Source organism: Streptomyces incanus, from assembly GCF_042656345.1.
GTDB classification, from domain to species: domain Bacteria; phylum Actinomycetota; class Actinomycetes; order Streptomycetales; family Streptomycetaceae; genus Streptomyces; species Streptomyces incanus.
Genome location: NZ_JBHSPC010000080.1, coordinates 14,508 through 28,633, shown reverse-complemented (window position 1 = coordinate 28,633; position 14,126 = coordinate 14,508). Strand labels below are relative to the sequence as shown.

General features: G+C 72.6%; 9 protein-coding genes and 2 pseudogenes. 4 read left to right on the top strand and 7 right to left on the bottom strand.

Annotation, left to right across the window (positions count from 1 at the left end):
* Positions 1-31: 31 nt before the first annotated feature.
* Positions 32-1,528 carry an acyl-CoA synthetase gene (locus ACFP2V_RS24235; protein ID WP_381216328.1) on the bottom strand — a complete coding sequence of 499 codons (1,497 nt, stop codon included), beginning with the start codon at positions 1,526-1,528 and terminating at the stop codon, positions 32-34.
* Between the two features lie 153 nt (positions 1,529-1,681).
* Here ACFP2V_RS24235 and ACFP2V_RS24230 point away from each other — a divergent pair, with 153 nt between their 5' ends.
* A complete protein-coding gene (locus ACFP2V_RS24230; protein WP_381216325.1) occupies positions 1,682-4,165 on the top strand; it encodes a penicillin acylase family protein in 2,484 nt (827 codons plus the stop codon).
* A 101-nt stretch (positions 4,166-4,266) separates the two neighbouring features.
* On the opposite strand, the pseudogene ACFP2V_RS24225 reads toward ACFP2V_RS24230, so the two are convergent.
* Positions 4,267-4,805 (bottom strand): annotated as a pseudogene (locus tag ACFP2V_RS24225) (nitronate monooxygenase); the annotation flags it as partial.
* 227 nt (positions 4,806-5,032) lie between these two features.
* Between ACFP2V_RS24225 and ACFP2V_RS24220 the strand changes: the two are divergent.
* Positions 5,033-6,841 carry a serine hydrolase gene (locus ACFP2V_RS24220; protein WP_381216322.1) on the top strand — a complete coding sequence of 603 codons (1,809 nt, stop codon included), beginning with the start codon at positions 5,033-5,035 and terminating at the stop codon, positions 6,839-6,841.
* A gap of 22 nt (positions 6,842-6,863) precedes the next feature.
* On the opposite strand, the gene ACFP2V_RS24215 is transcribed toward ACFP2V_RS24220, so the two are convergent.
* The 4 genes and pseudogenes from ACFP2V_RS24215 to ACFP2V_RS24200 all read right to left on the bottom strand — a co-directional run bounded on the left by ACFP2V_RS24215 (position 6,864) and on the right by ACFP2V_RS24200 (position 11,955).
* The gene (locus ACFP2V_RS24215; protein WP_381216319.1) at positions 6,864-8,426 is read right to left on the bottom strand and encodes a phytoene desaturase family protein; all 1,563 of its coding nucleotides are present in this window, start codon (positions 8,424-8,426) and stop codon (positions 6,864-6,866) included.
* A gap of 139 nt (positions 8,427-8,565) precedes the next feature.
* Positions 8,566-10,851, bottom strand: coding sequence for a serine/threonine-protein kinase (locus ACFP2V_RS24210; RefSeq protein WP_381216316.1), 2,286 nt, complete (start codon positions 10,849-10,851; stop codon positions 8,566-8,568).
* 394 nt (positions 10,852-11,245) lie between these two features.
* A pseudogene (locus ACFP2V_RS24205) lies at positions 11,246-11,464 on the bottom strand (hypothetical protein); the annotation flags it as partial.
* Between the two features lie 89 nt (positions 11,465-11,553).
* On the bottom strand, positions 11,554-11,955 hold the full coding sequence (locus ACFP2V_RS24200) for a four-helix bundle copper-binding protein (protein ID WP_381216313.1): 402 nt from the start codon (positions 11,953-11,955) through the stop codon (positions 11,554-11,556).
* A 109-nt stretch (positions 11,956-12,064) separates the two neighbouring features.
* Here ACFP2V_RS24200 and ACFP2V_RS24195 point away from each other — a divergent pair, with 109 nt between their 5' ends.
* Complete coding sequence (locus ACFP2V_RS24195; RefSeq protein ID WP_381216310.1) at positions 12,065-12,472, top strand: DUF6479 family protein; 408 nt, start codon at positions 12,065-12,067, stop codon at positions 12,470-12,472.
* Between the two features lie 463 nt (positions 12,473-12,935).
* The gene (locus tag ACFP2V_RS24190) at positions 12,936-13,337 is read left to right on the top strand and encodes a hypothetical protein (protein ID WP_381216307.1); all 402 of its coding nucleotides are present in this window, start codon (positions 12,936-12,938) and stop codon (positions 13,335-13,337) included.
* On the opposite strand, the gene ACFP2V_RS24185 is transcribed toward ACFP2V_RS24190, so the two are convergent.
* Positions 13,291-14,070: an SDR family NAD(P)-dependent oxidoreductase gene (locus ACFP2V_RS24185; RefSeq protein WP_381216305.1), complete on the bottom strand. Its 780-nt coding sequence runs from the start codon at positions 14,068-14,070 to the stop codon at positions 13,291-13,293. The two genes, ACFP2V_RS24190 and ACFP2V_RS24185, sit on opposite strands and share 47 nt — an antisense overlap.
* Positions 14,071-14,126 lie beyond the last annotated feature (56 nt).

Sequence of the window (14,126 nt, the reverse complement as noted above, 5' to 3'; positions counted from 1 at the left end):
GCGCCGGTTCACGCCGGTTCGGGTACCGCGTTCACCCGGTGAAGCGGTCGCGCAGCTCCCGCTTGAGGATCTTCCCGCTGGCGTTGCGCGGCAGCTCGTCCACGAACAGCACCCTCTTCGGCACCTTGAAGGAGGAGAGTCGCTCGCGCGCGTGCGCGATCAGCTCCTCCTCCGTCGCCTCGCCGCGCGCGACGACGACCGCCGTGACGGCCTCCACCCAGCGGTCGTCGGGAAGGCCGATCACGGCCGCCTCGGCGACCGCCTCGTGCGTGTACAGCGCGTCCTCGACCTGCCGCGAGGCGACCAGGACGCCGCCGGAGTTGATGACGTCCTTCACCCGGTCGACGATGGTGAAGTAGCCGTGGGCGTCCCGCACCGCGAGGTCCCCGGAGTGGAACCAGCCGTCGCGGAAGGCCTCGGCGGTCTCCTCTGGCTTGTCCCAGTACCCCTCGCACAGCTGCGGCGACCGGTAGACGATCTCACCGGGTGTCCCGTCGGGTACGTCCTTGCCGTCCTCGTCGACCACCCGCGCGTCCACGAACAGCACGGGCCGCCCGCAGGAGTCCATGCGCCCCTTGTGCTCGTCGGGAGCGAGGACGGTCGCCAGCGGGCCGATCTCACTCTGCCCGAAGCAGTTGTAGACGGCCAGGTCCGGCAGCCGCCGGGTCAGCCGCTCCAGGACCGGCACCGGCATGATCGACGCCCCGTAGTACGCCTTGCGCAGTCCACTCAGGTCCCGGGTCGCGAAGTCAGGGCGGTGGGACAGGCCGATCCAGACCGTGGGCGGGGCGAACAGGCTGTCCGCGCGGCCCGCCTCGATCAGATCGAAGATCCGGTCGCCGTCGGGCGCGTCGAGAATGACGTTGGTCGCGCCGACCGCGAGGTAGGGCAGCAGGAAGACGTGCATCTGCGCCGAGTGGTAGAGCGGCAGCGCGTGCACGGGGAGGTCGCCCGCCCGGAGGTCGAGGGCGGTAATGGCGCTCAGGTACTCGTGCACCAGGGCGCGGTGGGTCATCATCGCGCCCTTGGGCCGGGCGGTGGTGCCGGAGGTGTAGAGCAGTTGCACCAGGTCCTCGGAGCGCGGCTCGGGACCGTCGTGGGCGGGCGCCTCGGCCAGCAGGTCGAGCAGCGAGCCGTCGGCGTCGCGCAGGGGCAGCGTCCGTACGCCGTCCGGGAGCCGCCCGGCGAGGTCGGGGTCCGCGAGGACCAGGCCGCTGCCGGACTGGCCGACGAGGTAGGCCAGGTCGTCGCCGGTCAGGTTCTGGTTGACCGGTACGTGCACCAGGCCCGCGCGGGCGCAGGCGAGGAAGCCGATCAGATAGGCGTCGGAGTTGTGGCCGTAGGCGCCGACCCGGTCGCCGGGCGACAGCCCCGTGCCGAGCAGGACGCTCGCCGCACGGGAGACGGCGGTGTCGAGCGCGTCGTACGTCCAGGTGCGGTCGCCGTACTCGACGGCGACGCGCGCCGGGGTGCGGCGGGCGCTGCGTCGCAGGAGTCCGTCAACCGTGCTGGCGTGTCCGGGCGTCATGGAAGACGATCCTCGGTTCACCGGCCGGGGAGGTCAAGACACCGGACCGGTCGGCAACAGACCGCGCGAACGGTCCGGCTCACGCCCCCGACCGGTGCGGATGTCCACTGTTACCCTCAACCACCCCTTCCCCCAGCGATGTCGGGAGGCACGATGCGTTTACGTCCGAGACGGTCGACCGTCGCGGCGGTGACCCTGTTGACCATGGGTGCCACGCTGCCGGCCGTTGCCGCCGAGCAAGCGGGCCGTCAGGAACATCCGTCCCACCACGGCTTGTCCGCCGTGGTCCGCTACACCGAGCACGGCATTCCGCACATCGTCGCGAAGGACTACGCGAACCTGGGCTTCGGCAACGGCTGGGCGCAGGCCGCCGACCAGGTGTGCACACTCGCCGACGGGTTCGTGACGGTCCGCGGCGACCGCTCGCTGTTCTTCGGGCCGGACGCCGCACCCGACTACTCGCTGTCCTCGGCCGGCACGAACCTCTCCAGCGACCTGTACTTCCGGGGCGTGCGGGAGGCCGGCACGGTGGAGAAGCTGCTCGCGCAGCCCGCGCCGAGTGGCCCGAGCCGTTCGGTGAAGGAGCTGATGCGGGGCTTCGCGGCCGGGTACAACGCCTGGCTGAAGCAGAACCGGATCACCGACCCGGCCTGCCGGAACGCCGACTGGGTGCGGCCGGTGACCACGCTGGACGTGGCGGCGCGCGGATTCGCGATCGCCGTGCTCGGCGGACAGGGCCGGGCCGTGGACGCCATCACGGCCGCCCAGCCGCCTGCTTCGGCCGGGCCGGGCACGGCGGAGGGTTCGGGATCCTCCGCGTCACCGGGATCCGCTGAGCCTTCGGAGGCCGGGGACACGGCGGGGGCGGCTCCGTCGCCCTCGCCCGAGGAGGCCGCGCGGGCCGCTCGTGAGCTGTTCGCCGCCGACAGTGCCGACATGGGCTCCAACGCGGTCGCCTTCAGCGGCGGGACCACGGCGAACGGGCGCGGCCTGCTGCTCGGCAACCCGCACTATCCCTGGCAGGGTGGCCGCCGGTTCTGGCAGTCGCAGCAGACCATCCCCGGCGAGCTGAACGTGGCGGGCGGTTCCCTTCTGGGCACGGTGGCCGTGTCCATAGGCCACAACACTCGCATGGCGTGGAGCCACACCGTCGCCACCGGTGTCACGCTCAACCTCCACCGGCTGACGCTCGACCCGGCCGACCCAACGGCCTATTTGGTCGACGGCAAGCGGGAACGGATGCGGAAACGTACCGTCACCGTGCCGGTGGTGAACGGCACTCCGGTGACCCGCAGCCAGTGGTGGACCCGCTACGGTCCCGTCGTCACCTCGCTCGGCGCCTCGCTGCCCCTGCCCTGGACGGGCGGCACGGCCTACGCGCTGAACGATCCCAACGCCACCAACCTGCGTGCCTCCGACACCGGGCTGGGCTTCAGCAAGGCCCGCGACACCCGCGATGTCCTCGACACGCTGCGGCGCACCCAGGGTCTGCCCTGGGTCAACACGATCGCCGCCGACTCCCGGGGCCACAGCCTGTTCACCCAGTCACAGGTGCTTCCCCGCATCACCGACGAGCTCGCGCAGCGCTGTTCGACAGCGCTCGGCCAGGTCACCTACCCCTCGTCGGGGCTCGCGATCCTGGACGGTTCACGCGGGGACTGCGCCCTCGGCCGCGACCGTGACGCCGTGCAGCCGGGCATCTTCGGCCAGTCCAGGATGCCCACCCTGAAGGACGCGCCGTACGCGGAGAACTCCAACGACAGCGCGTGGCTGTCCAACGCCGACCGGCCGCTGACCGGTTACGAGCGGGTCTTCGGCACGGTCGGCACGCAGCGGTCGATGCGCACCCGGGGTGCCATCGAGGACGTCGCCGCGATGGCGGGCCGGGGCCGCCTGACCGTACGGGACCTCGAGCGGCAGCAGTTCGCCAACCGGGCGCCCGCGGCCGATCTCGTCGGCGACGACATGGTGAAGGCCTGCGCCGCGCTGCCGGGCGGCACCGCGCGGGGCACGGACGGCAGGGAGGTGGACGTACGGAAGTCGTGTGCCGTGCTCGCCGGGTGGGATCGCACCATGGACACCGGCAGCCGGGGCGCACTGCTCTTCGACCGGTTCTGGCGGAGGCTCACGGCGGCGGGGCCGGAGACGCAGCTGTGGAAGGTGCCGTTCTCGGCCACCGATCCGGTCCGTACCCCGCGTGGTCTCGACACCTCCGTTCCGGGCTTCGCCACGGCTCTCGCGGACACCGTCACCGAGCTGCGGGCCGGGGGCATCGCGCTCGACTCCCGGCTCGGTGAGCACCAGTTCGTGGAACGTGGCGACAAGCGGATCGCCGTGCCCGGCGGTACGGAGTCACTGGGCGTCTGGAACAAGGTCGAGGCGCGGTGGGACCCGGCCCGCGGGTACACGGAGGTGTCGACCGGGTCCAGTTACGTCCAGGCCGTCGGCTGGGACGGCAGCGGGTGCCCGGTGGCTCGGACGCTGCTGACGTACTCCCAGTCGTCGAACCCGAAGTCGCCGTACTTCAGCGACCAGACGCGGCTGTTCTCGGGTGAGCGGTGGGTGACGTCCCGCTTCTGCGAGAAGGACATCCGGTCCTCGCCGGAGCTGAAGGTGGTCCACGTGCGGGAGCGTTGAGCGAGGCCGTGCGTGTCGATGCGGGGTGAGACCCGCGTGTTCATGCGATGAGTGAGGTCGCAGGGGCCCGCCCGGTGGTGAGTGGACGTCACACCGGGCGGCTCCTGCCCTCCCCCTTGGGCGCCGGAGGCATCGGGGGTGAGCACCATGGAGGCGGTCTCCCCGGTGTGTCCGCGGCCTCGTAGCCCTGGACCACGACGCCGGGGGGCGGGCCGGGGGGTTGGCCGGCAGTGCGACGGGGTGGTCGAAGGCGACGTCGAGCCGGTCGCGGGCGACCTGTTCCCTCCACCCGGTGATGGGCCGGCCTGCTGCCTCGCTGTCGGCGGGTGCGGGCACACCGTGCGGGCGAGCAGCTCCTTGACGTACCTGCGGTGCCGCTCGGGGATCATCGCCTCCGCGTCAGCCCCGGTGACGCCCTCCGCCTTCTTCGCGGGCGTCACGACGTCGACGCCGCAGGGCCGCCCTCCGATGTGTGCCTCGATCCGGTCGAGGTCCCGTTCGAGGTCGTCGGGGGCGGTGCGGCGGACCGAGCCGAGCACGCCCAGGCCCGCCGGCCCGGCTGAGGGCCGCGACGACGGCGACGGCGGGGGAACGGTGTGAAGCCGAGGACGGCGTGCCCGACTCCCGGAGACCGGCTCAGCTCCGTCTGCTGGGGCGCGGGATGCCGCGGTCCCCCGGCGGGGGAAGGGCTTTCCCGATGTCTCGCCGGACGACGTCGGGCAATCGGCCGCGCCCGTCCTCCCTATACGGCCACGCACACCCCATTGACACATCCCGCACCTGACAGGAAAGTTTCACCCCGCAAGGCGATCCCCGAAAGAATCTTTCAGGCCGTCGGCCGCGGCCACGACACGGGAGGAACCCTCCATGGTGGACGAAGAGTCGAGCGGCATCACACGCCGTCAACTCGGCGGAAACGCACTGGCCCTGGGCGGCGCCCTGGCCTTCGCCTCCCTCCCGGCCGGCCCGGTCTCGGCGGCTTCGGCGGAATCGGCTGCGGCGGGCGGTGGACATCCGACCCTGCGGCGTGGGCCGGCCCGGCGGGCCGGACTGCTCGCCGGTCATCTGGACCAACTCGTCATCGACGCCGAGGCGTTCCTCGGCCCATCGCCCGAACACCCCTGGTACGCGGGCGCCGTGCTCCTCGCCGGGCGCGGCGGCACCGTGGCCCTGCACCGGCCCATCGGCATGGCGGTGCGCTACCAGGCGTACGACGAGAAGACCGACACCGGCGTCGAGTTCCCGGCGGACCGGCAGATCCCCATGACCGAGGACACCGTCTTCGACCTGGCCTCGGTGTCGAAACTGTTCACCTCCGTCCTCGCGGTGCAGCAGATCGAGCGGGGCACGCTGGAACTGGAGGCGGCCGTCGCCTCGTACCTGCCGGACTTCGGCCGCGCCGGCAAGGCGGACATGACGCTCCGTCACCTGCTCACGCACACCTCGGGTTTCCGCGCCTGGATCCCGCTCTACAAGGCGTCCACGTACGAGGAGCGCGTCCGGCTCGTTCTCGACGAGGCACCCGTCAGCGCGCCCGGAACGGCGTATCTGTACTCGGACCTGAACATGATCTCGCTCCAGCTGGTGCTCGAGAAGGTCACCGGCCGCGCCTTGGACGTCCTCCTGCGGGACGAGATCACCGGCCCCCTGGGTATGGACCGCACCCGCTACAACCCGCCCGCCTCCTGGAAACCGGGGATCGCCGCCACCGAGGACGCCCGCCTGCCCTGGTCCGGCCTCGACCGGGGGCTGGTGTGGGGCGAGGTGCACGACGAGAACGCCCACAGCCTGGGCGGGGTCGCGGGCCACGCGGGTGTGTTCTCCTGCGCCTGGGATCTGGCGGTCCTCGGGCGGACCCTGCTCAACGGCGGCGGCTACGGCCGGGCGCGCATCCTCGGACCGGAGTCGGTGAAGCTGATGTTCACCGACTTCAACACCGACTTCCCCGGGGAAGAGCACGGCCTGGGCTTCGAGCTCTACCAGCACTGGTACATGGGTGCGATGGCCACCCCGCGCACGGCGGGCCACACCGGGTTCACCGGTACTTCGCTGGTGCTCGACCCGACGACCGACTCGTTCCTCGTCGTCCTGGGAAACTCGGTGCATCCGGTACGCAGTTGGCGCTCCGGCTCGGCTCCCCGGGTCGCCGCCGCGAACCGGCTGGCCCGCGCGGTCCCGGTCGGGCCTGCGCCGGGGCGGGGTGGACGGGACGGACGGACGTCCTGGTTCTCCGGAATGGCCGGTTCGACGACAGCGACGCTCACACTGCCCGCGCTGGACACGTCACCCGGCAGGGCACGGCTGCGCTGTGCCCTGTGGTGGGACACCGAGCCCCATGCCGACCTCCTCACCCTGGAAGCCACGACCGACGGTGGCACCACCTGGCAGCCGGTGCCGTTCGCCACCGGGCGCCGGGGCGAGGCACCGGAGCGGCATACGGCGGGCACCGCGACGGGCTGGTCGGGCCGGGTCTGGCACGGGCTCACCGCCGGCCTGCCCGCCGCGCAAAGCCTCACCCTGCGCTGGCGGTACGCGACGGACCGGCTGTACGTGGGGCGTGGTGTCTACGTCGACGGGATGCGCGTGCAGGCCGCCGGCCGCACTCTGTTCGACGAGGCCCGTCCGGCGGACGCCGCACGCGTCAAGGCGACGGGGTGGACCCGGTCCGCCGACTGAACGGGGGCCGGCCCGGCCTTTGTCAGTCCGCCTCCAGCACCGCCATCGCCGCGTTGTGGCCCGGCACCCCGCTCACCCCGCCGCCGCGCACCGCGCCCGCGCCGCACAGGAGGACGTTGGCGTGCCGGGTCTCCACGCCCCACCGGCCGGTGTCTTCCTGGGCGTGGGGCCAGGACAGTGCGCGGTGGAAGATGTTCCCGCCGGGCAGCCCGAGATCGCGTTCCAGGTCCAGCGGGGACTTCGCCTCCAGACAGGGGCGCCCGTCCGCGTCGGTCGCCAGGCAGTCGGCGAGCGGTTCGGCCAGATGGGCGTCGAACTGGGCGAGCGTCGCGGCGAGGAGTTCCTCGCGTACGGCGTCGTTGTCGCGGGCGAACAGCCGGGCCGGGGTGTGCAGGCCGAAGAGGGTGAGCGTCTGGTAACCCTGGGCGGCGAGCTCCGGACCGAGGATCGTCGGGTCGGTGAGCGAGTGGCAGTAGATCTCGGAGGGCGGCGCGGCGGGCAGTTCACCAGCGGCGGCCTGTGCGTGCGCGGCGGCCAGTTGCCCGTATCCCTCGGCGATGTGGAAGGTGCCGGCGAACGCCTCGCGCGGGTCGACGGAGCTGTCGCGCAGCCTCGGCAGCCGTGTGAGGAGCATGTTCACCTTGAGTTGGGCGCCCTCGGCCGAGGCTGGGGGCGTGTCGCCGGTGAGCGCCGCCAGTTCCCTCGGGGAGACGTTCACCAGGACGTGCCGGGCGGCGGCGACGCCCTCGCCGTCGGCCGTACGGTGGGTGACCTCGGCCGTGCGGCCGTCCGTGTCGATGCGTACCACCTCGTGACCGGTGGCGATGACGGCGCCCGCGTCGCGCGCGGCGGCGGCCAGCGCGTCGGTGAGGGCGCCCATGCCGCCGACCGGCACGTCCCAGTCGCCGGTGCCACCGCCGATGACGTGGTAGAGGAAGCAGCGGTTCTGCTCGAGCGCGGGGTCGTGGGCGTCGGCGAACGTGCCGATGAGGGCATCGGTGAGGACCACTCCCCGTACGAGGTCGTCGGTGAAGTTCTCCTCGACGGCGACACCGATCGGTTCCTCGAACAGGGCCCGCCATGCCTCCTCGTCGTCGACGGTGCGGCGCAGCTCCTCGCGGGTGGGCAGCGGCCCGGTGAGGGTGGGGAAGACGCGCTCGGCGACGCGGCCGGTCATGCCGTAGAAGCGCTGCCAGGCCCGGTATTCGCTCTCGGAGCCGGTGAGCCGGGCGAACGCCTTGCGGGTGCGCTGCTCACCGCCGCCGACGAGCAGCCCGGTGGGCCGTCCGTCACGTTCGGCGGGGGTGTACGAGGAGATGGTGCGGGCACGCACCCGGAAGTCGAGCCCCAGTTCCCGGACGATCTTCCGGGGCAGCAGGCTGACCAGGTACGAGTACCGGGACAGCCGTGCGTCGATGCCGGGGAACGGCCGGGTGGACACCGCTGCCCCGCCGGTGTGGTCCAGCCGTTCCAGCACCAGTACGGAGCGTCCGGCCCGGGCCAGGTAGGCGGCGGCGACGAGACCGTTGTGGCCTCCGCCGACGATGACGGCGTCGTACGTCCGGGTTCCTTCGTGTGCGGTCACGGTTCTTCGTAACACGTGAAGATCCGGATCTGCCAGGCGTCGGGCGATGTTCGGGCAGGGACACCACCGGGCGCACTTGTCACAGGGGCACACCTGTCGTACGTCATACAGGTCATCGCACCCGCCGTGCCTGCCACGCTCAGCCCGCCGCCCGCCGCTGCTTCAGTGCCGCCACCTCGCGGTACAGCCCGGCGGCCACGTCTGCGTGCCCGAGTCGCTCCAGGCAGTGGGCCTCGTCGTCGCGGGCGGCGAGGGTGTCGCGGTGGTCCGCGCCGAGGAGGCGCTCACGGGCGTCGGCCACCCGGCGGTACTCGGTGAGCGCGTCCGCCCAGCGGCCCAGCCAGCCCAGGCCGACGGCGACCTCGCGACGGCTGACCAGGGTGTCCGGATGGTCGGCGCCGAGGGCGCTCTCGCGCAGCGAGCACACGGCGCGGGACTCGGCAAGGGCCTCGACCCAGCGGCCGAGCCGGCCGAGGTTGACGCCCAGGCCGTGCCGGGCGCGCAGGGTCTCGGGGTGGGCGGGGCCCTGGACCCGGGTGCGGTCGTCGACCAGGCCTCGGTAGAGGTCGAGGGCCTGTGCGGCGCGGCCGAGCCGGCCGAGTCCGATGCCGATCTCGTAGCGGGCGGCGAGCGTGTCGGCGTGGTCCGGGCCGAGCACCCGCGCGCGGGCCTCGGCGACCTCGCGGTAGGCCCCCAGGGCCTCCGCCCACCGCCCCAACTGGCCTAGCGTGTAAGCGACTTCGTAACAGGTGACCAGGGTGTCCGGGTGTTCGGGGCCGAGCACCCGGGCGCGGGCGGCAGCCACTTCGCACGCCGTGCCGTACGAGTCCTCCAGGCGGCCGAGCCTGCTGAGGTTGAAGGCGAGGTTGTGCCGACAGCGCAGGGTCTCGGGATGCTCGGCCCCCATGGTGCGCTCGCGGGCCGAGAGCACCGACAGATACACCTGGTGGGCGTCGAGGGGCCGGCCCAGCTGAGCGAGGACGTACGCCATTTCCTGACGGGCGGCGAGGGTGTCGGGATGCTCGGAGCCGAGCGTGCGGATACGGGCCTCGGCCACGTGCTTGTACTCGCGCAGGGCGTCGGCGACGCGGCCGGTGCGGCTGAGGGTGAAGGCGACCTCGTAACGGCTGGCGAGGGTGTCGGGGTGGTGCGGGCCGAGGAGGTGCTCGCGCTCCGCGGCGACCGCGCGGTGCACCTCCCCCGCCTCCGTCCAGCGGCCCAGGCGGCCGAGGCTCAGACCCGCGTTGTGCCGTCCGGCCAGGGCGGTCAGGGCCTCGGGAGACGGGGCGGGCCGCTCCTTCGCCGGGGGCGGCTCGCCACGGCCGGTGGCGGGGCGGGCGATCCATTCGCCGGACAGGCCGGCCGCCGGGCCCGGGGGCGCGGTGTGCGGTCCGGCGACGGCCGCCTTGCGGCCGGTGGTCATGCCACGCGTCCAGGACGGCAGCCGGGGCGCGCGCCCCACCGGCCCGGGCCGGGCGGCCGGATGTGACGGGGGCGCGGGGTCGCTCGGGCCGGGCGTCCCCGCGGGGCGAGGCCGGGCCGGCACCGCGGCCGGCACCGGCAGCAGCTCCGACGCGGCCCGCAGTGCGCCGATCCGGCGGGCCAGTTCGCGTGCGCTGTCGGGGCGCCGGCCGGGTTCCTTGGCCAGCAGGTCGAGGATGATCCGCTCCAGGCGCTCGGGCAGTTCTGCGCGGTGGGCGCGCGGCGGCCGGGGCGGGGTGTCACGGTGCCCGACGAGGATGGCCCACGCGTCGTCGAGGTCGAACGGCGGTACTCCGGTGGCGATCTCGTAGAGCACGCAGCCGAAGGAGTACAGGTCACTGCGCCGGTCGACCTCGGTGCCGCTGATCTGCTCGGGCGACATGTAGTGCGGGGTGCCCATCGCGACGCCGGTGCCGGTCAACCGGGAGGTGAACCCGATGTCGTGGCCGAGGCGGGCGATGCCGAAGTCGCAGATCTTCACCGTGCCGTCGGCGAGCCACACGATGTTGGCAGGCTTCAGGTCCCGGTGCACGATGCCCTGGTCATGGGTGTAGGCGAGGGCGGCGGCGACCTGCTCGGCGATCTCCACCACCTCGTCGACCGGCAGCGGGTGCTGCTTGTTGTCCTCCAGGAGCCGACTGAGGTCACGGCCCTGGAGCAGCTCCATCACCAGATACAGCACACCGTCGTACTCGCCGAAGTCGTGCACGACGGTGATCCCGCGATGCTGCAGGGACGCCGCCACCCGGGCCTCCCGCCGGAACCGCTCGCGCAGCACTCGGCTGAACGCGTGGTCGTGCTGTGCGCCCACCGGCTTGAGGCACTTCACCGCAACCTCTCTGCCGAGCGACTCGTCGCGTGCCCGCCACACCTCTCCCATGCCGCCCCGTCCGATCGGATCGACCAGCCGGTACCGGCCGTGGATCAGCCTGCTGTCCCCCATCTTCCGCCCCCGTCAGTGGTCAACGCGCCCTCCCCTGGCCCGTCCAGTATGGCGATGTGTCGCCCGATTTTGTACGGTGCCGGACGCCGTCGCGCGTCGGGGAACAGCCGCCGCCTGTCACCTGTCGCTCCCGATGACCTGTGCTCCCGCCGACCGGCGCGGCATCACACCCGGCAGGCTGCCGGGCCTTCCTGGCACATTGGTACAGGCCGAAGGCCCTCCGCCGTGCGCCGTTGCCGGCATCGCGGACGCCGACCACGCCTCGATCAGCGCTCGGCCACCGGTTCCCGCCCAGGCTGTGAAACCCCTCCGGTCTGCCGGGGACTGCGGATTCGCCGAGCCGTTGTTCGGCCTGCGAGCGGTACCGCTCGTGAGCCGGCCTCGGTAGGTGACAGCCCGCGCCGAGCCGGCCGTCGGCGCCGAGCCGCCGGACGGTCTCCCGGTGGAACCGCTTCCGGGCGGCCGGATCGGCGTGCCGGGTGTGGATGTTGTCGAGCACCGGTTCGGCGAAGGAGGCGCGCGGTTCGGTGCGCAGCCGCTGCTGCTCGGGCATGCGGTCCAGACGCACGGCGTCGCCTCCGGACCTCCCGGAACCGGTCCTGCCGGCACACATGGTGGGACGCCTCGCAGAAATCGGGAACGGCGAACGCCCGCCCGACCGGTGACGGTCGCGCCGCCGGTCGGTTCAGCGTGTCGCGGACGTCAGGGCGTCGAGGGGGTCAGTGTGTCGAGGAAGTCCGTGCAGGCTCGCGCGCAGACCCGGCACACCTCGGCCGTGCGCTCCGCGCCGGGGTGCCCGTCGAAGGCGTGCGCACCCTCGAGACACACCTGCCGGCACCATTCCACCTGGGCCCGGACGGTCTCCTCGTCCGTCTGGCTGTCCTCGGACAGCACACGGCTGGTCGCGTCGCACACTTCGGCGCAGATGACGCCCTTGCGTCGTACGAGTTCCTGGGGGGTGCCGCCGCCGGGATCCACCAGGCTCGCCCGCACCGCGCAGGCCCGCGAGCATTCCGCGCACGCCTGCGCGCAGGCGAACCGGTCCTCGAGATACCGGTACAGCTCCTGCTGGGACACCTGGGGTACCTGGGATGTCGTCGTCACACCGGGCGGGTAGCCCTGGCCACCGCCCCTCAAACCACGGATGGTCGCACCACGGACGGTCACACCTGTCCGGCCCGATACATCAGGGTGTCTGGGGTATCCGCACACCATGTCGAACCCTGTGATGAACATCCTGCCGAATGTCTCGCCGAACGCCCCGACGAACGCCCCGACGAACTCCTCCTGGACCCAAGCGGGCGATCTCGCCGTCGGCCGCGGCACCGTCGGCATCGGGCTCGTCGTGGTGGCCGTGCTGGTCGTGGGCCTGCTGATCGGCCTGTTCGCGTCGGGCAGTCGCCGGGTCCGGCGCGGCGAATCCGCCAGGCCACGCCCTGACGAGCAGCCGCGGATGCCCGAGGGCGGCCCGGTCCGTGAGGTCCGCGAACGCCGGGAGCCCGACGAGATGCCCCGCGACGGCGACCGTCTGAGGCCGCACGACCTGCACGGCGGCAGCTCCGGCAGCCGAACCGGCACCTCGCAGGACCGTCCGCGCTGGGACGGGAACGACCGCATCTAGGCCCCGGTTGCGAAGCCCCCGCCTGCACCGCCCGCCGGCGGCACGGCGGGCAGTGCGGGCGGGACGGGTCATGAGTTCACGGTCGGATCACACAGCCGCAGAACCGTGACCCGCCCCTTCGCCTGCTTAAAGCGAGGTGGATCACAGGGGCCGGGTGCATCGTGGGGCGGGGTCCAGCGTCTTTGTCCGGGTGCAGGGGATCGAACGGACGGGACGGTGAGGACGGAGCGGTTTCGGGCAGACGGCTTCGACGAGTTTCGCGGCTGCCCGCTGGGGGGCGCCGCTCCATGTCGCGCGTCTGCTCACGTTCTTCGCGGGGCTCGCCCGGCCGACCGCCGTCACCCTCGCCGTCGCCGGGCTGATCGCGGCGTGCCGACGGCGGGAGAGCGTCCGCCGTCCGCTGCTCGCGGCGGCCGTCGCCGCGCTGGGGACGCTCGGCCACCTCGGCCGGGTCGGCCATCGCATGGGCGGCCGGGGTGGGTACAGCAAGCTCCAGGACGGGGCGTGGGGCCACGCGTTCGACTACGGCCGGCACAGCCTCGACGTCCTGTCCTCGGTCCCCGTGGGCCGTTTCGACCATCTGTTCGCGATGCTCTTCGAGGACGTCATCGGTGCCGGGGTGGTCCTGCTCGTGCCGTTCCTCACCGTGCTGCCGGTCCGGCTGCGCCCACCGGCCGTGCTCGTCGTGTACACGGTGCTGTCGTATCTGATGGTGACGGGCACCCAGCAGTACTTCGGCAATGTCTCGCGCACGACCCCACCGTGCGAGGCGCGCCACTGGACGGGACGGGTCCGGATGACTCGGGGTCCGGACGGAGTCAGACCGCCGACCAGCCGTTGTCCACCGGCAGGACGACGCCGTTGATGCTGCTCGCCGCGTCGGAGGCGAGGAAGACGATGGCGGCGGCCTGCTCCTCCGGTTCGCTGATGCGCCCCATGTTGACCATGTACCGGCCGACGACGGCGGGCCCGTGGGCCTCCCGGTCGATGTCGAGGCCGGTCGCGATACCGGTCGCCGTGCCGCCCGGCACGATGGCGTTGGCACGGATGCCCTGGTCCCTGTACATCACGGCGAGGGAGCGGGTGAGGCCGAGGAGTCCGTGCTTGGAGACGGTGTACGCGGTGCCCGCCGCGCTGCCGCGCAGCGCCGCCTCGGAGGCGGTGTTGACGACGGCTCCGCCGCCCGCGGCGAGCATGTGCGGCAGAACGGCCCGCGTCAGCAGGAACGGCGCCGTGAGATTGACGCGCAGGACACGGTCCCACTCGGCGTCGGTGACATCCACCGGTGCGGACATGCTGTCCATCACGCCCGCGTTGTTGACCAGGACGTCGATCCCGCCGAAGGCGTCGAACGCGGCAGCCACGACCTCGTCGACCACCGCACCGTCGCTCAGGTCCCCCGCGACGGCGACCGCCGTGCCGCCCGCCGACCGGATCTCGTCGACGACGCTCCCGGCCCCGTCGGCGTTCAGGTCGGCGACGACGACCTTGGCCCCCTCTGCGGCGAACCTCAGCGCGGCCGCGCGGCCGATGCCGGAGGCGGCCCCGGTGACGACGACGCTTTTGCCGGACAGGCCCGTACCGGATGTGGCACCCATGAGAACTCCTCTGCTCGACGTATGGACATGCCGATGCGCCGACGGTCTGTCGGCGT

Bases quoted from the DNA above. Each gene is read 5' to 3' on its own strand.
- ACFP2V_RS24185 (WP_381216305.1), bottom strand. From the start codon at position 14,070: ATGGGTGCCACATCCGGTACGGGCCTGTCCGGCAAAAGCGTCGTCGTC.
- ACFP2V_RS24230 (WP_381216325.1), top strand. From the start codon at position 1,682: ATGCGTTTACGTCCGAGACGGTCGACCGTCGCGGCGGTGACCCTGTTG.
- ACFP2V_RS24195 (WP_381216310.1), top strand. From the start codon at position 12,065: ATGTCGAACCCTGTGATGAACATCCTGCCGAATGTCTCGCCGAACGCC.
- ACFP2V_RS24220 (WP_381216322.1), top strand. From the start codon at position 5,033: ATGGTGGACGAAGAGTCGAGCGGCATCACACGCCGTCAACTCGGCGGA.
- ACFP2V_RS24235 (WP_381216328.1), bottom strand. From the start codon at position 1,528: ATGACGCCCGGACACGCCAGCACGGTTGACGGACTCCTGCGACGCAGC.
- ACFP2V_RS24210 (WP_381216316.1), bottom strand. From the start codon at position 10,851: ATGGGGGACAGCAGGCTGATCCACGGCCGGTACCGGCTGGTCGATCCG.
- ACFP2V_RS24190 (WP_381216307.1), top strand. From the start codon at position 12,936: ATGGGCGGCCGGGGTGGGTACAGCAAGCTCCAGGACGGGGCGTGGGGC.